The sequence below is a fragment of the Pseudomonas multiresinivorans genome (assembly GCF_012971725.1).
In the GTDB taxonomy this organism is placed as follows: Bacteria; Pseudomonadota; Gammaproteobacteria; order Pseudomonadales; family Pseudomonadaceae; genus Pseudomonas; species Pseudomonas multiresinivorans.
On the sequence record NZ_CP048833.1, the window covers coordinates 2,703,936 to 2,724,995 of the forward strand.

The 21,060-nt window shown below is 63.0% G+C and carries 17 protein-coding genes; 3 read left to right on the top strand and 14 right to left on the bottom strand.

Annotated elements, in window-relative coordinates; translation table 11 throughout:
• The first annotated feature begins 132 nt into the window (after positions 1-132).
• Positions 133-1,143 (top strand): AraC family transcriptional regulator, encoded by a 1,011-nt coding sequence (locus G4G71_RS12535; RefSeq protein ID WP_138526254.1) that lies wholly within the window; start codon positions 133-135, stop codon positions 1,141-1,143.
• Positions 1,144-1,185: 42 nt separating this feature from the next.
• Here the strand turns inward: G4G71_RS12535 and G4G71_RS12540 are convergent, their stop codons facing one another.
• The 8 genes from G4G71_RS12540 to G4G71_RS12575 form a co-directional block, all read right to left on the bottom strand.
• A complete protein-coding gene (locus G4G71_RS12540) occupies positions 1,186-2,658 on the bottom strand; it encodes a flavin monoamine oxidase family protein (RefSeq protein WP_138526255.1) in 1,473 nt (490 codons plus the stop codon).
• A 132-nt stretch (positions 2,659-2,790) separates the two neighbouring features.
• Complete coding sequence (locus G4G71_RS12545; protein ID WP_138526256.1) at positions 2,791-3,564, bottom strand: SDR family NAD(P)-dependent oxidoreductase; 774 nt, start codon at positions 3,562-3,564, stop codon at positions 2,791-2,793.
• Positions 3,564-4,748 (bottom strand): acetyl-CoA C-acyltransferase, encoded by a 1,185-nt coding sequence (locus G4G71_RS12550; RefSeq protein WP_138526257.1) that lies wholly within the window; start codon positions 4,746-4,748, stop codon positions 3,564-3,566. Before G4G71_RS12550 ends, G4G71_RS12545 begins: the two co-directional genes overlap by 1 nt.
• A 50-nt stretch (positions 4,749-4,798) precedes the next feature.
• The gene (locus tag G4G71_RS12555; protein ID WP_169938012.1) at positions 4,799-6,910 is read right to left on the bottom strand and encodes a 3-hydroxyacyl-CoA dehydrogenase NAD-binding domain-containing protein; all 2,112 of its coding nucleotides are present in this window, start codon (positions 6,908-6,910) and stop codon (positions 4,799-4,801) included.
• Positions 6,911-6,944: 34 nt separating this feature from the next.
• Complete coding sequence (locus G4G71_RS12560; RefSeq protein ID WP_138526259.1) at positions 6,945-8,747, bottom strand: acyl-CoA dehydrogenase; 1,803 nt, start codon at positions 8,745-8,747, stop codon at positions 6,945-6,947.
• 429 nt (positions 8,748-9,176) lie between these two features.
• Positions 9,177-11,600: a TonB-dependent siderophore receptor gene (locus tag G4G71_RS12565; protein WP_138526260.1), complete on the bottom strand. Its 2,424-nt coding sequence runs from the start codon at positions 11,598-11,600 to the stop codon at positions 9,177-9,179.
• A gap of 96 nt (positions 11,601-11,696) precedes the next feature.
• A complete protein-coding gene (locus tag G4G71_RS12570) occupies positions 11,697-12,671 on the bottom strand; it encodes a FecR domain-containing protein (RefSeq protein WP_138526261.1) in 975 nt (324 codons plus the stop codon).
• The gene (locus tag G4G71_RS12575) at positions 12,668-13,183 is read right to left on the bottom strand and encodes a sigma-70 family RNA polymerase sigma factor (protein ID WP_138526262.1); all 516 of its coding nucleotides are present in this window, start codon (positions 13,181-13,183) and stop codon (positions 12,668-12,670) included. The genes G4G71_RS12570 and G4G71_RS12575 overlap by 4 nt, the downstream gene beginning before the upstream one ends.
• A 335-nt stretch (positions 13,184-13,518) precedes the next feature.
• Between G4G71_RS12575 and G4G71_RS12580 the strand changes: the two genes are divergently transcribed.
• Complete coding sequence (locus G4G71_RS12580) at positions 13,519-14,112, top strand: hypothetical protein (protein ID WP_169938014.1); 594 nt, start codon at positions 13,519-13,521, stop codon at positions 14,110-14,112.
• A gap of 146 nt (positions 14,113-14,258) precedes the next feature.
• Here the strand turns inward: G4G71_RS12580 and G4G71_RS12585 are convergent, their stop codons facing one another.
• The 5 genes from G4G71_RS12585 to ccoN all read right to left on the bottom strand — a co-directional run bounded on the left by G4G71_RS12585 (position 14,259) and on the right by ccoN (position 19,429).
• Positions 14,259-15,257, bottom strand: coding sequence for an NAD(P)H-dependent flavin oxidoreductase (locus tag G4G71_RS12585; RefSeq protein ID WP_169938015.1), 999 nt, complete (start codon positions 15,255-15,257; stop codon positions 14,259-14,261).
• 330 nt (positions 15,258-15,587) lie between these two features.
• A complete protein-coding gene (locus G4G71_RS12590; protein ID WP_017516353.1) occupies positions 15,588-16,448 on the bottom strand; it encodes a LysR family transcriptional regulator in 861 nt (286 codons plus the stop codon).
• A gap of 48 nt (positions 16,449-16,496) precedes the next feature.
• Complete coding sequence (locus G4G71_RS12595; RefSeq protein ID WP_138526747.1) at positions 16,497-17,630, bottom strand: HPP family protein; 1,134 nt, start codon at positions 17,628-17,630, stop codon at positions 16,497-16,499.
• A gap of 139 nt (positions 17,631-17,769) precedes the next feature.
• Positions 17,770-17,973: a hypothetical protein gene (locus G4G71_RS12600; protein WP_138526748.1), complete on the bottom strand. Its 204-nt coding sequence runs from the start codon at positions 17,971-17,973 to the stop codon at positions 17,770-17,772.
• A 10-nt stretch (positions 17,974-17,983) separates the two neighbouring features.
• Positions 17,984-19,429, bottom strand: a complete 1,446-nt coding sequence (gene ccoN, locus G4G71_RS12605) for a cytochrome-c oxidase, cbb3-type subunit I (RefSeq protein WP_138526749.1) — start codon at positions 19,427-19,429, stop codon at positions 17,984-17,986.
• A 369-nt stretch (positions 19,430-19,798) separates the two neighbouring features.
• On the opposite strand from ccoN, the gene G4G71_RS12610 reads away from it, so the two are divergent.
• Positions 19,799-20,170 carry a DUF6306 domain-containing protein gene (locus G4G71_RS12610; protein ID WP_037007937.1) on the top strand — a complete coding sequence of 124 codons (372 nt, stop codon included), beginning with the start codon at positions 19,799-19,801 and terminating at the stop codon, positions 20,168-20,170.
• 147 nt (positions 20,171-20,317) lie between these two features.
• Here G4G71_RS12610 and G4G71_RS12615 read toward each other — a convergent pair whose 3' ends face one another.
• Positions 20,318-20,941 (bottom strand): Crp/Fnr family transcriptional regulator, encoded by a 624-nt coding sequence (locus G4G71_RS12615; protein WP_240964912.1) that lies wholly within the window; start codon positions 20,939-20,941, stop codon positions 20,318-20,320.
• Positions 20,942-21,060 lie beyond the last annotated feature (119 nt).

Genomic DNA, 21,060 nt, shown 5'->3' on the forward strand with positions numbered 1-21,060 from the left:
TGTCAGCATATTGTCCTTGCACGCCAATCGACGAAGTGCCACTGCTCTTTATCCGGGCGTGAGGGACAATGAAATGACAGCGAGGAACTGCCTCGCACTGGCCATGACAAGAACAACAACGAGCGACGCCTCATGTCTCGATTGAAACACACCATCTACGCCGAGGCCTTGCTGCAGACCCACGCGGCGATGTTTCGGCCTTTTCTCGCAGCGGCAGGGCTGGGGGAGGGCGTGCTCGACCACCCCGAGCGGCAGATTCCGCTGAGCAACTACGTGCAGCTGCTGGAAATCGCCGCCAGTGAGCTGGACCCCGCGCTGGGCCTCAAACTCGGTCTGGGCCATTTCAACACCACGCCTAACGCGACGTTGTTGGGCGGTTTCGGTCATGCGATCCGCGCGGCCGCCAACGTGCGTGCGATGCTCGACTTCGCGGAGCGCTACCTGGTCGTGCATGCGCAGGCCAACGAAGTGAGCTGGTCGACACTCGGCGAGCACCTGGCAATCCGCTACCGGATCAGCGACCCGAGCATCACCCAACGCCGGCAGGACGCCGAATATGCCTTCGGCGCGCTCTACAACCGGATACGCGAGGTCACGGGCGGCAAGTACGAGGTGTGCCGCGTCGATTTTGCCCACGAGCAACCGGACGACATCAGCGAGCACCTGCGGTCGTTCCCCTGCCAGGTGCGTTTCGGCCAGCCGGATAACCTCATGCTGTGGCCTGCGGCAATGCTCGACGAGCCGCTGCTGAGCGCCGACCCCCGGCTGTTCCAGGCCTTGCAGCCGGGCCTGGAAGAGGCCCGCCGGCAGCGCCTGGCTGATACTGACCTGACCGCTCGGTTGGGACTGGCGATAGAGACGTGCCTGGGAAGTGGCATCAACCTGGATGACATCGCCGGCCAGCTGTGCATGAGCAAGCGCACCTTGCAACGTCGCCTGCGCGAGCTTGATCTGGAGTTCAACGATCTGGTGGAAGAGATTCGCCAGGCCCTGGCAGTGGACCTGGTGCGTCGCTCCCCGGCCAACCTCACGGAAATTGCCACGCGGCTGGGTTACAACGAGTCCAGCTCCTTCACCCGCGCATTTCGCCGCTGGACCGGCTTCACGCCGCGGGAATTCCGCCAGCAGGCCGCACGCGGTTGAGTTCCCAGTGATCGCCTTGTACAGGCGATCACCGGGCGTGCCTCAGCCGAGCAGCTTGTGCGCCCGCAGCGCCGCTTTGCCACCGGCGGCAATGGCGCCATCGATGAAGCCGCGCCAGCCTTCGCCATGGTCGCCCTGGCCGAACAGCACGCGGCCGCGATCCTGCTGGAAGTGGTCGTAGTACTTGCCGAACCACTTGGGCTTGTAGCTGCAGTAAGTGCCGAGGGAGTAGGGGTCGAGGGTCCATTCGTAGCCGTAGCACTCTTCAACCTGCATGCCAGGGAAGAAACCATCGACGACTTTCTGCACCGCGTCGCGGTCCTGGATATCGAGCTTTTCCGGGTCGCTGCCGAAACCGACGAAAATCGTGTGGTCCTCGGCCTTGGCATAGGTCACCAGCAGGCTCAGCGGCTGGTGCGAGTCAGCGATGCCGAGCATCTTGCCTTCCACCGGCAGCTTGCCACGGGTCTTGATGAAGACTTTCACACCACTACCGGAGTGACGTTCCTTGGCGGCCTCCACCAGCGCCGGGTCCAAGGCAGGGGAGAAGCCAATACGCGGCAGAACGTTCATCGGCACGGCCACGATGACCGCACCGGCACTCAGGGTTTCACCCTGCTGCGTGGTGATCAGCACGCGGTCGCCCTTGTCCTCGACGTGCTTTACCGGGGTGGACAAGCGGACCTCGGGCTTACCTTCCTCGAGCATGGCGTTGATCAGGCTGATCGTGCCGTCCTTGAAGCTGTAGTGCCCCAGCGAATCGATGAACAGCGACAGGTCCCAGCCGGGCAGAGACCACCAGCGCAGGGCATCGACATAGGAGGCCTTGTCGCTGGAGGTATGGGCGGCGCCGCCGACATAGGCATCGACGATGGTGCGCTGCAGCGGGGTGAGCTTGAGCGCGTCGTAGCGGTCGGCCGCGGTCATGGCATCGGCGGCGCTGATCGCCTCCCAGGTGTGGGCGGCATCGTACGGCCGCTCCCACATGCGCCGGCCTTCGGCAAAGTAGGCCTGAACCGCCTCGGCGACGGTCACCAGGTCTGCGCCCTTGAGTTCAACGCCCTGGCCTTCGTGCTGGACGTAGATGACCTGTTTGTCTTCAACGAAAGGCTCAGGCGTTTCCTTGAGCTGCAACCCGTAGCGCTGCACTTCGCTCCAGACGAAAGGCTGCGTCCAGTGGATCCAGGTACCGCCGAGCTCGATGTGGTGCCCGGCGAACTGGCTGCTGAAGGTTCTTCCGCCGAGACGGTTACGGGCTTCCAGCAGCAGAGTGCGGTAGCCCTGCTTGCGGCTGTCGCGCGCGGCGGTAACGCCGGCAAAACCGCCACCAATGACGATAACGTCGTAGTCGCAGTCCTTGGCACGCAGCGGGCGCGCAGTGTCCTGCGTCGCTGCTAGCGTGGCGTTCGCGCCAAGTGCCGCCACTGCTCCGGCAGCGCTGACCACTCCAGCGTTACGGATGAAGGAGCGGCGACTGACGCCAGTGGGTTGCTCGTCTTGCGGAATATCGTGCATTGCAGGCCTCGTTGTCATATAGGGGGCGCCTTGCAGGCGCCGTGACGAAACGATGGCAGTTGAGGGGCGTGGGCATATCGCTCGAAGGCGCCAGGCTTTTGCCTTCCGGCGCCAACCCTGCTTCGAGCCTCGTCAGAGCGAACCGACCAGTTGCCCGCCGTCCACGGCAATCACCTCACCGCTCATGTAGGCGCCGGCCTCGCTGGCCAGCAGAAGGAACGGGCCTTCCAGTTCCGCCAACTGGCCCAGGCGGCGCAGCGGTACGGCGTTGCGGATGTAGGCCTGGCCTTGTTCGCTGTCGAAGTAGGTATCGTTCATCTCGGTCTTGAAATAGCCCGGTGCGAGAGCGTTGACGCGTATGCCGTGGCGCGCCAATTCCAGTGCCAGAGACTTCGTCAGTTGCACCACGCCGGCCTTGGCCGCGCAGTAGTGGCTGTAGCCCGTCCCGACACGCAGGCCGAGCATCGAAGCGATGTTGACGATACTGCCCGATACGCCTGCACGCACCATGCGCTGGGCGGCGCACTGTGCCACGCGCCAGACGCCATCGAGGTTGGTGGCGAGCATCGCGCGCCAGTCTTCCTCGCTGATCTCCAGGGCGCGCTGGCCATTGCCGATACCGGCGTTGTTGAGCACCACGTCGACCACACCGAAAGCCTTCTCGGCAGCGGTGAAGGCTGACTCGACGCTTTCCCGGCAGGTGACGTCCATGGCGACCGCGATGGCACGCCCTCCCTCCCAGCCCAGGTCGGCAGCCAGATGTTCGAGGCGATCAATGCGCCGCGCCGCGAGTACTACACGGGCACCAGCCTGGCTGGCGACTCGCGCCAGGTGCGCGCCGATACCGCTGGAGGCACCGGTGACCAGCACGGTCCTGCCAGCCAGAGAGAACAGATCATCCCGCATCACAGCACCTCGAACAGGCCGGCCGCACCCATGCCGCCACCGACGCACATGGTCACCACTACGTACTTCACCCCACGGCGTTTTCCTTCGAGCAGGGCGTGCCCAACCATGCGAGCGCCACTCATGCCGTAGGGGTGGCCGATGGCGATGGCGCCGCCATTGACGTTCAGGTTTGCGTTGTCGATGCCCAGCCTGTCGCGGCAATACAGCACCTGGCAGGCGAAGGCTTCGTTCAGCTCCCACAGGCCGATCTCGTCGACTTTCAGGCCGTGCTGCCTGAGCAGTTTCGGCACCGCGAGCACGGGGCCGATTCCCATTTCCTCCGGCGCCAGGCCGGCCACCGCGATGCCCCGATAGATGCCCAGCGGCTGCAGGTTGCGTTGCTCGGCCAGGCGCGCATCCATCAGCACGCACGCACTGGCGCCATCAGACAACTGGCTGGCGTTGCCGGCGGTGATGCTGCCATTCTCGATCACCGGCCTGAGGCCCTGGAGATCGTCCAGGGTGGTCTGTGGGCGATTGCCTTCGTCACGCCGCAGCTCCATCTGTTCCAGGCTGGTGACGCCGCTGGCCTTGTCAACGACCTGGCGAGTCACGCTGACCGGGACAATCTCGCCTTCGAACAGGCCGGCCGCCTGGGCGGTGGCCGTGCGCTGCTGGGATTGCAGCGCATACTCGTCCTGCGCCTCACGGCTGATGTTGTAGCGCAGCGCGACCAGCTCCGCGGTGTTGAGCATCGGCATGTAGGCACATGGCTCATGCTGCAGTACCTGGTTGTCATGGAACTCGCCGACCCATTGCATGTGGCGGTTCTGCACCAGGGAAATGTGCTCCTGGCCGGCGCCGATGGTGACCTGCATGCCATCCACCATGATCTGCTTGGCAGCGGTCGCGATGGCCATGAGGCCCGAAGCGCACTGGCGGTCGAGGGTCTGGCCGCTGACCGACAGGGGCAGCCCGGAAGCCAGCGCACTCATGCGCCCCAGGTTCCAGCCAGCAGTGCCGGCAGGCATGCCCGTCCCCAGCACAAGATCTTCGATTTCGCCGGCATCGATACCGGCACGTTCGACGGCCGCACGGATGGCGAAGGCGGTCATGGTCGGTGCTGTGGTGGCGTTGAATGCCCCGCGAAATGCCTTGGCGATAGGCGTGCGGGCAGTGGAGAGAATCACGGCTTCTTTCATGGGCTGATCCTGAGGCGAAGGGGCGACGGCCGCCCAAGGCGGCCGTGCAGTCAGATTTTCTCGATGCGGGTCTTGCCGGCTGCAACCAGGCGCTCCAGCAGCGGCGCAGGCTGGAACCAGCGCTGGCCATAGGTGCCGAGGCTGTCGCGATAGCGGTGGATGCCGTCCAGCACCTTGTCCAGGCCGAGTTGCTCGGCATAGTGCAATGGCCCGCCAACCCAGGCGGGGAAACCGTAGCCGTTGGTCCACACCAGATCGATGTCGCCAGCGCGCAGGGCAATGCCTTCGTCGAGCAGCTGAATGCCCTCGTTGATCAGCATGAACAGGCAACGGTCATGGATTTCCGCATCGCCAATCAGCCTGCGCTCGACTTGCAGTTCACTTGCCAGGCGTTCAGCCAGGGCTACCACTTCATCATCGTCACGGCGCTGGCGGCCTTCGTAGAGATAAAAACCGCGGCCAGTCTTCTGTCCGTAGCGTCCCAGGGAGTAGAGCGCGTCGCCGACTCGGTAGTAGCTCGCGTCGTCGGCGAAGGCCGACCGGTTGGAGTCACGCACCAGGAAATTCACGTCGATCCCGGCCAGGTCGGTCATCGTCAGCGCGCCCATGTTCAGCCCGAGGTCGGTGAGAACACCGTCCACCCGCGCCGGCGTCGCGCCTTCGAGTACCAGCCGGTGTGCCTCGCGGTTGTAAGGTTCGAGCATGCGGTTGCCGATGAAGCCGAAGCACACTCCGGAGACTACCGCCACCTTGCCAATGCGCTTGGCCAGCCGGAGTGTGGTCGCCAATACATCGGGCGCGGTTTCACGGGCGCGCACCACCTCCAGCAGCCGCATCACGTTGGCCGGACTGAAGAAGTGCAGGCCGATCACGTCCTGCGGTCGGCGCGTCACCGCGGCGATGGCATCGACATCGAGACTGGAGGTATTGCTGGCGAGAATTGCGCCGGGCTTGCATACCTCGTCAAGAGTGCGGAACACCTGCTGCTTGATCTCGAGCTTCTCGAACACTGCCTCGATCACCAGGTCGGCATCGGCGATATCGGCGTAGTCCAACGTGCCGACGAGCAGTTGCATGCGTTGCTCCAACTGTTCGGCATTCAGCTTGCCACGCGAGACGCTGCTCTCGTAATTGCGGCGAACGTTGGCCAGGCCGCGCTCGAGAGCTTCAGACTTCTGCTCGAGGACCACGACGGGAATGCCGGCGTTGGCAAAGTTCATCGCGATGCCGCCACCCATGGTGCCGGCGCCGATCACCGCGACCTTGGCGACTGGCCTCAGGGCGATATCCTCGGCGATACCGGGAATCCGACCTGCCTCGCGCTCGGCGAAGAACAGGTGCCGCAGAGCTGCCGATTGCGCGGAGTCCTCGGCCTGCTTGAACAGTGCCAGCTCTCGCTCCAGCCCTGCCTGCAACGGCAGAACGCAAGCGGCTTCCACCGCGGCAAGCACCAGGCGCGGTGCCAGGCGGTTCTTCCAGCGCGGTTCATGGGTTTGCCGGTACTGCTGGAAAAAGTCCTCCGCCACGCTCGCGGCAGGCTCGGCGAAGGGTGTCTGCGGGCGGGCCGGGGCCGGGTCGCCCAGCAGATCAAGGGCAAAGGCGCGAGCGGCTTCGACCAGTGTGTCGGCACTGGCGGCGAGTCGATCCAGCAAGCCCAGTTCCAGAGCCCGGTTGGCGTCGATTGGCAGGCCGGAAATCATCATGTCCAATGCTGGCGCGACGCCGATCAGACGCGGTAGACGCTGGGTTCCCCCAGCGCCGGGCAGCAAGCCCAGGCTGATTTCCGGAAGGCCCAGGCGCAGTGAGGGTTCGCCGATCCGGTAGCCGCAGGCGAGGGCGAGTTCCAGTCCGCCTCCCAGTGCCAGGCCGGACAACGCGGCAATCAGCGGCTTGTCCAACTGGGTGAGGCGACTCAGCAGATCGGGCAACGAGGGCGCAGCGAACGACGCCGCGCTGCCGAACTCGCTGATGTCTGCGCCCGCGCTGAACAGTTTGCCGTCGCCATGCAAAATGATCGCGCGCACGCTCGCATCGCTTGCGGCACGCTGGCAGGCATCGAGGACAGCGGCGCGTAATGTCTGGCCGAGGGCGTTGACTGGCGGGCGGGCGAGTGTGATGAGGGCCAGGCCGTCCTCGACCTGATAGCGGATCAATGAATTCATCGTGGCTCCGGGAAGTGGTGATAGGGAAGGGGACTCAGAACCAGGCGTCACGCATGTCCAGGCTCACGCGATTGCCGGCCAGCAGCAGGCGTGACTGGGCTTCCAGTGGTGCCAGTTCCCAGTCCATGAAGTAGCGTGCCGCCTGCAGTTTGCCCTGGTAGAAATCGACCTCAGGGCCCTGTGCGCCGGCGGCGAGCGCGCGGCCGGCGAGCAGCGCCATGCGCAGCCATAGCCAGCCGACGACCACTCGACCGAACAGGTCGAGGTAGACGGTGGCGTTGGCCAGCCCGTGCCGGGGGTCTTCGGCAACTTGTGCCTGCAGTTCGCGGGTGACGTCTTCGAGATGCTGCAAGGCTTCGCCCAGCTGTGCCGCCAGGGGCGCACAGACAGCGTCGGTAGCCGCATCGGCCAGAGTGACGTAGGCGCGGTCGAGGAACAGCCGGTAACCGTCGCCGCCGCGCGGGCCAAGCTTGCGCCCGAGCAGGTCGATGCCCTGGATCCCCTCGGTGCCTTCATGAATCGGGTTCAGGCGGTTGTCGCGGTACAGCTGCTCCATCGGGTATTCGCGGGTATAGCCGGCACCGCCCAGTACCTGGATGCCGATATCAGAGGCTTGGGTGGCGTAACGCGAAGGCCAGGACTTGACCATCGGCGTCAGCAGATCCAGCAACTCGCCAGCGTCGCTGCGCGCCTTCGTGCACGGCGCGGTATGCGCGTCTTCCACCAGGCTGCTGGCGTACAGGCACAGCGCAAGACTGCCCTCGGCATAGACCTTCTGCTGCAATAGCATGCGGCGCACGTCGGCGTGCTCGATGATACGGACCTGGGGAGCGTTTTCTGCCCTGGCACCGGGCAGGCGCCCCTGTGGTCGCTCACGGGCATAATCTAGGGCATGGTTGAAGCTCTGGTAGCCGAGGCTGGCGGCGGCCAGCGCCACGCCGATGCGCGCCTCGTTCATCATCTGGAACATGTAGCCCAGGCCCTGCTTGGCCTCGCCGACCAGATAGCCGACGGCGCCTTCGCCTTCACCGAAATTGAGCACCGTCGAGGTGGTGTTGCGGTTGCCCATCTTGTGCAGCAGGCCAGCCAGCGCCACATCGTTGCGTGCGCCCAGGCTGCCGTCGGGGTTGACCAGCCGCTTCGGCACCAGGAACAGCGAGATGCCCTTGGCGCCGGCCGGCGCGCCGTCGATGCGGGCCAGGACCATGTGGACGATGTTCTGGGTCAGGTCGTGGTCGCCGCCGGAGATGAACATCTTCTGCCCGAACACGCGGTAGGTCCCGTCACCAACCGGACGCGCGGTGGTGCGCAGGTCGCCTAGCGCAGAACCTTGCCCAGGCTCCGTCAGCGCCATGGTGCCGCTGAACCGGCCATCGAGTAGCGGCGGCAGGAATCGCTGGCGCAACTCGTCGGCGGCGAAGCTCTTCACCAGGTTGCCAACGCCGATGGTGAGAAAGGCGTAGGCGGTGGTTCCCACGTTGGCAGCATTGAAATAGGCCATGCAGGCTCGCAACAGCACTTCCGGCAACTGCAGACCGCCATCGGTGGCGTCATGGTGCGCGGCGCCAAAGCCGGCGGCTGCGAAGGAGTCCCAGGCTCTACGGGTGTCTTCCAGCAGGTGTACCCGTTGCCCGTCGAAGGTCGGCTCCTCGGCGTCGGCGCTCTGGTAATGCGGGGCAAAGTACTCGAGCGCGATGGTCCGCGCGGTGTCCAGCGTGGCGCGGAATACTTCGATGTCATGCTCGGCGTAACGGGGGCGTTGCAGCAGCGCCTGGCTGTCTAGCAGCTCGTACAGCAGGAATTCTATATCGCGTTCGTTGAGCAGTCCGGCGGCCATGGCGTCCTCATCCAGAGTCGCCCGCAGACTCCGTGATGGAAGAGCGGGCGGTGATGGACGAAGTGAAACGCGAACATGCCGGTCCTCACACCCCCAAGGGTGGCCTTGCAGCCCCTCCCATTGTGAGGGGAGGGGTGGCGACCTGAGAGACTGTCGCGCTAGTGGTAATTCCAGGACCTTGAGGTGTTTATTGGTGAACCAGTCTGTGTGCCCGTCAATGTGCGCACCGTCCTGCATTAGCACTCGCTGACTGTTTTTGATACGAGCGTCAGCTATGGGGCAGAAGGTGCCTCGCTCAGAAGTCAGCTTCCGACCCAATGCGGACGCTCATAAACGCCCGCGCACGGTTACAAAGCAACCCGGCCGAAGCTTGAAGCCAATGTTGCGATCTCGCCGCAACCCGTTGGGCTACGGCGAGGCTGGAACACCTCAGTTCTCGTATCGCAGGGTGATGGCGAAGTTGCGCGGCTCGCCGTAGTAATTGCCCAAGTTCGAGTTATAGATCGAGGCGTAGTATTTCTTGTCGAACACGTTGTCGAGATTCAGTTGCGCACTCAGGTTGCGGCTGATCTGGTAGTTGGCGTTCAGACCGACTAGGTTGTAAGCGCCTTGCTCCACGTTGCCCAGGTAGACCTTGCTCTGATGGTAGAGGTCGCCGCCCACGCGCCAGTCGCTCAACTCTCCGGGAAGACGATAGCTGCTCGCCAGTTTGAACAACCGCTGGGGGGCGGTTTCAGTTGCATAATCAGTGCCCTTGCGGGCACCAGCTACATATTCGGGGTGGCTGTAGGTGTAGCCCACTACCGCATTCCAACCCTTGAGAATCTCGCCAGACACCTCAGCCTCGAAACCGCGATTGCGTACCTTGCCGCCTTCCTCATAGCAGGTTGAGGTACGCCCCGGCCCGCAAATACGTGCTGCGCCAGTAACCGCCTGGGGCATATGGCTTTGGTCGACCTGGAAAACCGCCAGCGAGGTATTGAGCAGCCCGTTGTAGAACTCGTTCTTAAGGCCTATTTCGTAGTTATTTCCAGTGATCGGGTCGAGCAGCTTGTTGTCAATGTCGTAGTTGTTTTGAACCTGATAGATCTCGGTGTAGCTGGCATAAACCGAGGCGCTGTCAGTCAGGTCATAGACCACACCGGCGTAGGGAATGACTTTTCCGTCTTCCTTGAAGCGGTCCTCATAGTCGGCAGAGGCGTAGTCGACCCAGCTGAAGCGGCTGCCAAGGATCACATGCAGGTCGTCGGTGGGGTTCAACCGGGTGGCGGCATACACTCCCTTGTCCTTGCGCACGTTACGGTACTGGATGCGCTCATAGCCATAGGTGGGCGAGGCCACTTGCGAAGGGGCGAAATCAAGAATCTCGACCACGCTTGGGTTGTTGTTGTAGCGCGATTCGTTGATGAAGCGATCCTTGCGTGCGTTAGCGCCGAATACCAGTTCGTGGCGTTGGCCAAGCAGGTAGAACGCGCCGTTCAGCGCCGCATCGAGGCTGATTTGCTCGTCGTCGTATTTGGTGTCGTTGGTGAACAGGCGGAACTGGTCATTACCAATGTTGTTGCCGTAGAGCCCAAGGAAATCTGCATTTGACCAGGTCAGGTTGGTATTGACCGTCAGCTTCCAGTCATCGTTGAAGGCATGCTTGATGTCTGCGAATACGGTGCGATTTATTTTGTTCAGGTGGGCCCAGCTCGGCGCAAAGGAGCTGGAGCGCGACAGTGGATAGAAGCTGCCATTGAGTTGCGTGGGAAGACCGCCCCAGTCATAGCCACCGTGATAATCCTTTTGCAGCACGGTACCCAGACTTACGGTAGTGGCTTCGCTCAAGTCGGCTTCACCAATGGCGTAAAAGAGCTGGTTCTCTTTGTCAGCGCGATCTACAAAACTGTTGCCGGCGTTGTACAGCAGCACTGCTCTGGCGCGCAGTGTTCCCTGTTCGTTCAACGGCCCGCCCACGTCGATCTGGCTGTGGTAGTTGTCCCAGGAGCCAGCGCCGATTTCGGCTTTGAACTTGTAGGTGTCCGTTGGGCGCTTACGCACCAGGTTGATGGCTGCCGAGGGGTTGCCAGCCCCCTGCATCAGACCGTTTGCGCCGCGAACGAACTCTACACGGTCGTAGATTGCCATGTTGTTCACCGAGGTCACATCCATCGAGTAACTCTCGGAAATACTCGTTGGCACGCCGTCGTATTGCAGGTCGTTTACCTGGAATCCACGAGAAAAGTAACGCGAGCGCTCGGTGCCAAAGTCCTTGGCTGTGCTGATGCCGGTGGCAGCCCTGGCAACGTCCTCCAGAGACTGCATATTCTGATCGTCCATTTGCTGGCGCGTGACGACGCTGACCGACTGTGGCGTTTCCCGCAGCGAGAGGTTCAGCTTCGTCGCGGTGCTGGAGCTGCCGGTGGTGTAGGAGCCGGTGCCTTCGGTCACCGACCCCGGGGACAACCCCGAGATAGTCAGAGGTTCCATTTCCAGGGCACCTTCGGCGGCGGGAATGGGCTGGATCAGCCAATTGCCGCCGGCGCTCCTTCGAGCTGCCAGCCCACTGCCGCTCAGCAGCTGATCCAGGCCACTCTGTACGTCGAATTCTCCATGCAGCGCTGGCGCCTGCTTGCCCTGGGTCAGTGATGGATCGAAAGGCAGCGTGATCCCGGCAGCCTGGGCAAACCCGTTCAGAGAATCCTCCAGCGCGCCGGCGTGTAGGTCGTAGCGATGAGTCCCGTTTTGATCAGCGTGCACGCCGATGCTGGCCAGTGACACGACGGCGGTGCTGCTGAGGAGAATGCCGCGAAGGGTGAGGGCGAGGGTGGTGCGACGCAATGCTCGCGACGGCGAGGAAAGGGATGGCATGGACAACAAGCTCCTTGGCAATGGCAGTGTGTTTTCTTGTCTGCCGAAGGGCTCGGAAAAAACCGTAATCGTTATCGAGAATTTTTTGCATTGAGCTCAGCGAGCGACGATGCGAATCCACAGCGGCGTGAAGCGCTGGACGCGCAGCGGCATCGAATCGGCGAGGGCGTCGAGGACGTCATCGATGCTGTCGAGCTGGAATACGCCGGAGACCTCCAGCGCAGCAATCGACGGGTCGCAGCTGAGCCATCCCTGGCGATAGCGCCCTAGCTCCTCGATCAGGTCGGCCATGCGCATGCGCTTCGCCACAAGCTGGCCGCGTGTCCAGGCGCTGGCATTCATGGTGCTGTGTTCGACCCGTCGGGTGCCTGAGCCGAAGATCAGGTATTCCTCGCCCGCCAACACCCGGATCGGCTGTGCGTCTGCGCGATGGATAGCGACGATCCCGTCCTCGACCCGCAAGCGCGTTCCTTCGGCTTCATCGCGCACTGCAAAGGCGGTGCCGATGGCCTGTAGTCGAACATGGCGGCTCTCCACCCATAGGCTGCGATAACCCGCCGGTGCCTCGCTGTCCTTGCCCGAGTCGATGAAGATCTCGCCGCGCAGCAATGCGATCATCCGGCGCTGTGCGGTGAAGCGCACGTCCACCGCGCTGGAGGTATTGAGCTGCAGACGAGTGCCGTCGCTCAGGAGGAACTGCTGATGCTCACCAACACCGGTGACGTAGTCCGCCCCCCAGGTTGCTAGCGGGCGCTCACGCAGTCCCCAGCCACTGAGGCTGCCGATTGCCACGCCAAAGCCCAGCACCTTGAGTGCCTGGCGGCGGCCGTGACGCTTGCCCTGCAGGCGTTGCAGGATGTCCAGTGCGACACCGCCGGGTAGTTCGGCCATGCGTCCGAAGGCCGACTCGCTGGACTGCAAGGCTTGCCAGGCGGTTTCGTGAATAGGATCTGCCTGCCGCCAGAGCAGGCAGGCCGTCTGCGTTTGCTCGTCCGCATAGCCCGATTGCAGACGCACCAGCCAGCCGATGGCCTGGTCGAGTACTGCGTCCGGCAGTTCCCTGGTGCTCATTGCTGTGCCAGAAAGCAGTGGCGAATGGCGGTGGCCATGTACTTCTCCACTGAGCTCAGACTCACGTTCAGGCGCTCGGCTATTTCTTTGTAGCCCAGGCCCTCGAGCCGTGACAGCAGAAACGCGTTACGTACCTTCGGCGCCAGGCCATCCAGTACCGCATCGATTCGCGCGAGGGTCTCCAGCAGGATCAACTGCGACTCTGGGGAGGGCATCTCCGCTTCGGGGAGATGGGCAATGGCTTCCAGATAGGCCTTCTCGACGCGCTGACGGCGCACCCGGTCGATCAGCAAACCGCGGGCGACGACGCTCAGCCAAGCACGTGGCTGCCTGACTTCCTGCAGTTGCGTTGGCTTGCCGAGCAGGTGGACAAAAGTGTCGTGGGCCAGGTCGGCTGCATTGTCTGCGTGGCGCAGGCGTTTGCGCAGCCAGCCGAGTAACCAGGCGTGGTGATCGAGATACAGCGAGTGAATGTCGGCGTGATGGACGCTGGGAGCGGGCGGAGATGTCAACGCGAATCCTTGCGTGATAACGGCTTGCAGATGCGAATTTGTCGCATCTTAAGTGGGCGTTATCCAGACGGCAAGAAGGACGGTTACTGGAAATAGGGAGATGGGGACGCGTTTGGGCTTTCCGAGACTGGTCGATCGCCCTAGCTGAAGAGGGTCTGAGATCGACCCAAAGCTGACTATTAAAATCAATATCCGGCTACCAGCGCAGAGCCACGCCCTAGTAATGCTCTGGGCTCGACCAAGGATGTGCACTAGGATTGCAACGCCGTACGAGAGAGTCATCGAGGACGATGGTCGGCTCCTATAGCCGAGCGCTCATTCAGGGAGGATGGCAATTGAAGATCAATAAGGGGTTGGCGATGGCATTGGCCTGCTCATTTGGAACAACCGTAAGTGCCGATGAGCTTTACGAGTTCTTCTCCATCGAGTGCATGCCGGAGCTTCGCGCGTTGCGAATATCGTCGGTAGCCATCTGGAATATCCCTGAGCAGGTTTGGCCAAATGCGCCTATTCAAGACGACCGAGCCGCGTGGCTTAAGGCGAATTGGGCGCTTCACGAGCAAGCTCTGCGTAGGCTGGAGCGGGAGCGGAACCTATATGTGTTTGGCCAAATGTACGGGATGGCGCAGGGCGATCCGATTCAATGCTCGCTACCCGGACTGCACATCAGCATAGATTCGGAGAAGATAGAGCGCCCGGATGATGAAATGAAAGGAGTCACTCGGGGGAATCCACGGATAGTTGCAAGCTGGGCCAATGGGAAGGAAGCGTTCACTGCTCGCCTCTCTCCTGGGGATGATCTGCAAGTATCAGCAGATGAGTACGCCTTGACGATCCTGTACTGCAAACCGGTGGATGCTGGCTCGCCTGTAACCCAAGAAAAACTACACCGCTGCGTAGAGCGCTTCGAACTGCCTAAAGGCGACTGACCCCTCCTTCCAAATGCGGGCCTGCGCCTGACGTTGATCGTCCGCTTCTGGCCGATTGTTGCCTCTGAGGAGAGGCCGCTTCTGGCCGATTGCCGCCCCTGACTAGAGGCAGCAATCGAAGCTGAGCTTGAACTCCATGCTTTCGATCACCCGTTGCACCTCAGATCTTCAAGGCGCCGCATCGCATGACGCGCATCATCAAGCACTGAATCAAAAATGGCTTCCACGCTTTGCACAGCGTTAGCAAATACGATCGATGGGCCGCAATCGAGCATGCCTTGGTGGCTATCCCCTGTCTTGTAGGCGTGAGTGGTTAGCGTGCCCATGACGTGAGGGCGATAGCTTTCGAAATCGCTCGCTCCCGCCGCGTCCAATGCTGCAACAGCCTTGGCGCTGTCGTTGTTCAGGACTCGGTGATGTTGCCGCAAGCCGGTCTTCACGATGATGCTTTCTGTGCCGTCGCTCTGAACCAGTCGTTCCTTGTACTGGCGGTGAATCCACAGCTCCTCGGCTACCAGCATTCGCGACCCCATCAGGATTGCATCGGCTCCCATCATCAGGGTCGCCGCCAGTTGTCTTCCTGCACCGATCCCACCACCGATAACCACAGGGATGGAAACCTCTTTCGGTGCGTGGGCGGCTTGAACCATGCTGCTGATGCCGTAGGTTCCGGGATGGCCGCCGCAATCATTGCCAACTACGATTACCGCGTCCACGCCAAGACGCGCGGCTGATCGCGCGTAGCGAACCGCCGGAACCTTGTGCAGAACCTTGATACCCGCTTCTCGCAGCGCTGGCAGGACTTCCTCGGGGCTTCCACCTGAAGTCTCGACACAGAGCACTTCTTCCTCGGCAAGAATCCTCATCTGCTGCCGCAAGCGCTCAGCTGCGTTGGCCTGGCCAGAAAGGTAGAGGTTCACCCCGAATCCTTTTCCCGAGGTGAGGCTACGACACCGACGAAGTTGCTCCCGGAATTCGTCTAGATCGGAAAATCCGGCAGCAACCACAAATCCCATCCCGCCTGCGTTGACCACAGCCGCGACGTAGCTCGCGTCTGAGGCGCTGGGGCCCATACCGCCGCAAAGAATGGGATGACGGATACCAAGCATCTCGGTAATGCGAGTTCTGAACAGCTGATTACGCATTGGCACTCCGGTTCGGCGAAGAGCATGGACAGGCGACGTGAGCCGCCCTGGGAGGGGTGAATGGTGTTCCCGAAACGCTCGACTTGATCTAAGGTCGGGGTCATTCTTATAGCTGAACAGATGTTCAGCAGTAAAGGCCGCGATGGCCGTCCGCCAAGGGCGCTCGTAAGTCCTTGCTTAAGCTCGCTGGGGAAGCCCAATGGCTTCGCGCATGTGCAGAGCGCCGGATATCTGAAATAGGTGAGTAGGAGTTCCTGCAGAGGCGAGCCTGCCTGTCGTGGCTTTTCGGGAGGATTTTTGATGGGCCCTGCTCCTGTGGCGGCCGGTACGTCAAATCATCGGATCCCAACGCTGTGACCAGTCCGGGTCCTGCGACACCACCTCGCGCAGCAGCTCGAACGCCTGCTGCAGCGCCTGCGAATCGCGGTCCCGCGAATACACCAGATAGGTCGGGTAGCTGAACTCCGGCGCCTTGGGCACCCGGCGCAGCACCTTGCGGTCCAGGTAACTTTGCACCACCCGCGTGCGGAAATAGCCCGAGCCACCGTTCTCCAGGATGTACTGCAACGCCAGCGGGCCGAGGTTGAACGACACCGGCGCCTTGGACAGTTCCGGCAGGGCACTGTCGTGTTGCTGGCGGAAGCCTTCGCCCCAGTCGATGTAGACGTAGGGCTCGGGGTTCTGCGCACGCACCAGGATCAGTTTCTCCTCCAGCAACTGCTCCACCTGCATCCCCGGCCAGTAGGTTGGCTGGTAGACCAGGGCTGCGTCGAGCACCCCCAGCTCGAGCTGGCGCAGCAGGCTGTGGCCGTCGCCGATCTCGGCGCGTACCGCGTGGTCGCCGATCGCCTGGCGGATACGGCTGACCCAGCGCAGCATCAACGGGTTGCAAAGGCTCACTTCGCCACCGATGTGCAGCACGTTGTGGATGCCTTCGGGCAACGGCAGGTCGCGCTGGGCCGCCTCCCAGGTCTGCAGGATCTGGTTGGCGTAGGTAACGAAGGCCTCGCCGTCCGGCGTCAGGCGTGCACCGGCGCGGTTACGCACGAACAGCGTGCAGTTGAGATGCGCCTCCAGCTTCTGCACTCGTGCGGTGATCGCGGTCTGGGTGACGTGCATGCGTTCGGCGGCGGCCACGAAGCTACCGTGGCGGACGATTTCCAGGAAGGTACGGGTGAGGTCGATGTCCATGCGGAGGCTTCTGCGCGATTTAGTCGGCCAGTGTAACGGAAAGGTCGGTCAGCCCAGATGACTGAGCAGGTCGCGTTCCAGGGCGGCGATCAGGTCGGTCTGGGTGATCACGCCCACCAGTTCGCCGCGCTCCAGTACCGGCAAACAGTGCAGACCCTGGTCGGAGAGCAGCGGGATCAACTCCACCGCATGGGTGTCGGCATCCACGTGCAGCACCGGACTGGTCATCACTTCGCCCAGCAGACGGTCGCGGCGCAGGCCGATGCCGCCGAGCAGTCGCTTCCACCAGACGCCCCTGGGCACCAGGAGGTCGATCAGGCTGACGATGCCCACCAGCCGGCGCTCCTCGTCAAGGATCGGCAAGGCCTTCAGGTGGTGCTTCACCAGCAGGCGCAGGGCGTGACTGAGCGGGGTTTCCGGCGAAGCGCAGATCAGGTCGCGGGACATCACCTCCCGCGCGCGGGTCTCGCCCATGCTGCGGCGCAGGGCATGTCGCTCGGTACTGCGCACCAGGCGTTCCAGGTCGTCGCGGGTGATGTCGACGAAGGAGCCCAGTTCGTCCAGCGCCTGGTCGAGGTCGGCGGCCTGGATGCCGACTCGCGCGCCGGGCGCCGGGTCCTGGGTCTGGTGGTTGTCCGGCGCAAAGCTTCGGCGGCGCGGGTAGGGCATGCGCGTGAGGTTGTTGAACAGCAGGGCCAGGAGCACCAGGCAGAGGCCGCCGCTGATGGCCGGCAGCGGCGCCGTCCAGCTGGGCTCGCCGGGCAGCGGCGAGGCGAACACCATGCAGAAGGCCAGCGCGCCGCCCGGCGGATGCAGGCAGCGCAGCGGGTACATCAGCAGCAGGCTAAGCCCAAGGGCGAGGGCCGCGCTGGCGATGCCGGCGGGCAGCCAGAAACCGATCAGCAGCGCCACCAGTGATGCGCACAGGTAGCTGCCGATCACCGACCAGGGCTGGGCCAGGGCGCCGGAAGACACGGCGAACAGCAGCACTGCCGAAGCAGCCCAGGTTCCGGCGAAGTGCAGGGCCACCGCGGAGCCGAACAGCAGGCCGCAGGTGGCGGCACTGAGCAGGAAGCCCAGGCTGGCGCCTAGCGAGGCGCGCAGCCATTCGCGCGGGCGGGTGTGGGGAATGTCGGGCAGGTACGCGGCGGCGCGGTGCCGCCAGCCGGTGAGGGCGGGCATCGGTAGGTCCGTGGAGCGAAGTTTGAAAAAAACGGGCTCTCGCGGGGAAGAGCCCTGCAAGGTGCCAACATCGGCACTCAGGGAGGCCCCGTCCATGGGGCTGGGAAACCAGAAGGCTGGAAAACAGGAGCGCTGGAGATCAGGCGCGCATTCGGTACGGTGGTGGTGGCTCCGGCAGGGGCTGGACGATCCGCTCGCAGTGCCGGCCGGTGGCCGCGCTCATGCGCCGCGCGGCATCCGGGTCGTCGGCGAAGGGCAGCAGCGCCGCTTGTTCGCCGTCGCAGCGGCAGGTCCGCCAGCAGGCGGCTGTACAGGCGATCGGGCCGATCAGGCTCAGCAGCATCGTCGAGTCCTCAGGCCGCAGCCGCTGCGAGATTCGACACCGGCTTGCCGGAGCGCACTGTGGCCCAAGTGTTCCACGCCATCAGCAGCATGCCGCTGGCGAAGGTGGAACCGCCGATAAGCCGCACGATGTAGCCCGGATGGCTGGCAGCCAGCGCTTCGACAAAGGAGTAGGTCAGCGTGCCGTCCTCGTTCACCGCGCGCCACATCAGGCCCTGGGTGATGCCGTTGACCCACATCGAGGCGATGTACAGCACGGTGCCGATGGTGGCGAGCCAGAAGTGCGCGTTGATCAGCCCAACGCTGTGCATCTGCTCGCGGCCGTAGAGCTTGGGAATCATGTGGTAGAGCGCGCCGATGGAGATCATCGCCACCCAGCCCAGGGCGCCGGCATGCACGTGGCCGATGGTCCAGTCGGTGTAGTGCGACAGCGAGTTCACCGTCTTGATCGCCATCATCGGTCCTTCGAAGGTCGACATGCCGTAGAAGGCCAGCGACACCACAAGGAAACGCAGGATCGGGTCGGTGCGCAACTTATGCCAGGCACCCGAGAGGGTCATCATGCCGTTGATCATGCCGCCCCAACTGGGCGCCAGGAGGATCAGCGACATCACCATGCCCAGGCTCTGCGCCCAGTCGGGCAAGGCGGTGTAGTGCAGGTGGTGCGGGCCGGCCCAGATATACAGGGTGATGATCGCCCAGAAGTGCACGATGGACAGGCGATAGGAGTAGATCGGCCGCTCGGCCTGCTTGGGCACGTAGTAGTACATCATCCCGAGGAATCCCACCGAGAGGATGAAGCCCACCACGCTGTGGCCGTACCACCACTGGATCATCGCGTCGGTGGCGCCCGAGTAGAGCGGGTAGGACTTGAGCAGCGTCACCGGAATCGCCAGGTGATTGACCACGTGGACCATCCCGGTGACCACGATGAAGGCACCGTAGAACCAGTTGCCGACGTAGATGTGGCGTACCTTGCGGCGGGCGATAGTGCCGAAGAACAGGTAGGCGTACACCAGCCAGAGAAAGGTCACCCAGACGGCGATGGGCCACTCCATCTCGGCGTATTCCTTGGACGTGGTGATGCCCAGCGGGTAGCTCACCAGCATCGACACCAGGCTCGCCTGCCAGCCCCAGAACAGCAGGTTGGCCAGGCTGTCGGAGATGATCCGCACGCGGCAGGTGCGTTGCACCACGTAGAAGGAGGTAGCGAACAGCGCGCTGCCGCCGAAGGCGAAGATCACCAGGTTGGTGTGGATCGGCCGGATGCGCCCGAAGCTGGTCCAGGGCATCTCCAGGCTCAGTTGCGGCCACACCAATTGGGCGGCGATGAACACGCCCATGAGCATCCCGAGGATGCCCCAGCCCAGGGTGGTGAGGGTGAAGCGGCGAACGATGTCGTAGTTGTATTCGGCGTCGCGGGAGGTGTGCTGATCGAGGGGTATCGCGCTGTCCATCTTGATTCCGTCGTACTCCGGTTGACTGGCGGCTCCCTGCCCGCACGAATGCGGCAAGGCGAACTAGGCAGTTAGGAGGCAATTCGCCGCAGGGAGCCCGATCAGTCTGAACAGACGCGATGGATGCAACAAACGAATAATAATGCTGCATAAGTGCAATAACTTTGATCTTAAGGTGGGGTGTTGGCATGCGGCGGCTCTGCAATGCCTTGTCCGGGATCAACGCCGACGAGCGACGCAGCGGAAATGAAGAGGTACAGCGCAAGCTGGATGCATTCGAGAAATTGCAGCGTCAGTGCAATTCAATTCATTTAAAACCACTTCATGAGGCAGTCTAGGATGGGCTCTCGCCAAGACCTGGAGGGCTTCATGTCCGACGAACTGATTGACTGGTTGCAGACGCTGATGCGCGCCGAGCGTGCCGGTGCGCGGGTGATGCTCGACAGCCTGCGGCAGGCCGAGGAGTTGGTGGCACGTAATCGCCTGGAGCATCTGCATCAGGGCGAGGCGGAAAGCTGCCGGCGTCTGCGCCGATGCCTGGAACGCCTGGGTGTCACGCCCGATACCGGCGTCGGTGACTTCCACGCCAGCGCCATGGCCATTGATGACTTGGAACTGCGCTTCGACTTCATTGGCCGCGGCCAGCGCTGGGTCGCCCGGCAGATAACCCAGCGCCTGCCGGAGATCGACGAGCCCTGGCTGCGCGAGGAGTTGGAGGCGGTGTTGCGGTTGCATCGGTGAATTGAGCGCTGAGATTATCCGCGATGCCTTGCGGGATCGGCTCGCGGCGAAAACCAACCATGCTGAACATGGTGCGCGTTCCATCGCTGCGTGCCTTTCCAGGCTGCTACCCCGACCAGTTGAAGCGATAGCCGAAATCCGGCCCGCTCAGAAAGAACGTACTGCCGGGCTGGCCAGGTCCTGCAAGTAGGTGAGGTCGCACAGCAGCCATTGCCGGAGTCGCCCCTGGATGCGTCCGGCCTGCTGCCAATCGGACAGCAACCGGCTGAGTGATTCCGGGCGAATACCCAGGTGTGTGGCGAGCTGGCGCTGACTGATCGGCAGGTTGAGACGCTCGCCTTGGCGACGGTGCAGGCCGAGCAGATAGGCGGCCAGACGCTGGGAGGCGGAACTCGCCGTCAGCCAGTCGACCTCGTTCACCTGGCGGTAGAGGCGCAGGCTGAGGTTTTCCAGCATGCGCATGGCCAGCGGCGGATGATCCTCGCAGGCCTTGCGCAGCGCATTGCGGCTCAGTCGGAAGAACTCGCCGCTGCCCTGGCTGCGGGCGTTCATCGGGTAGCGGCCGTGAGGCATGAACATGGCCGCTTCAGCGATCAACTGACCTTCGCGGAACAGGTGGAAGACGCGCTCCTCGCCATCGCAGGTGAAGCGCAGCATTTCCACACAGCCACGCCGTACCAGCAGGAAATGCTCGGCAGGGTCGCCTTCGCGGAACAACAGCCTGCCGGCTTCAGCGCGGAGCAAGGTTGCCGACTCACACAATCCGGCCATGAGGGCGTCCGGCAGGTCGGAGAACTGGGGGAGGGCGCCCAACAATCGCAGGCATTCACCACGATCTGGCGCGAACTTAACATTTGTCATTCGTGATGAGCGTGCGGGCTGCAATGATT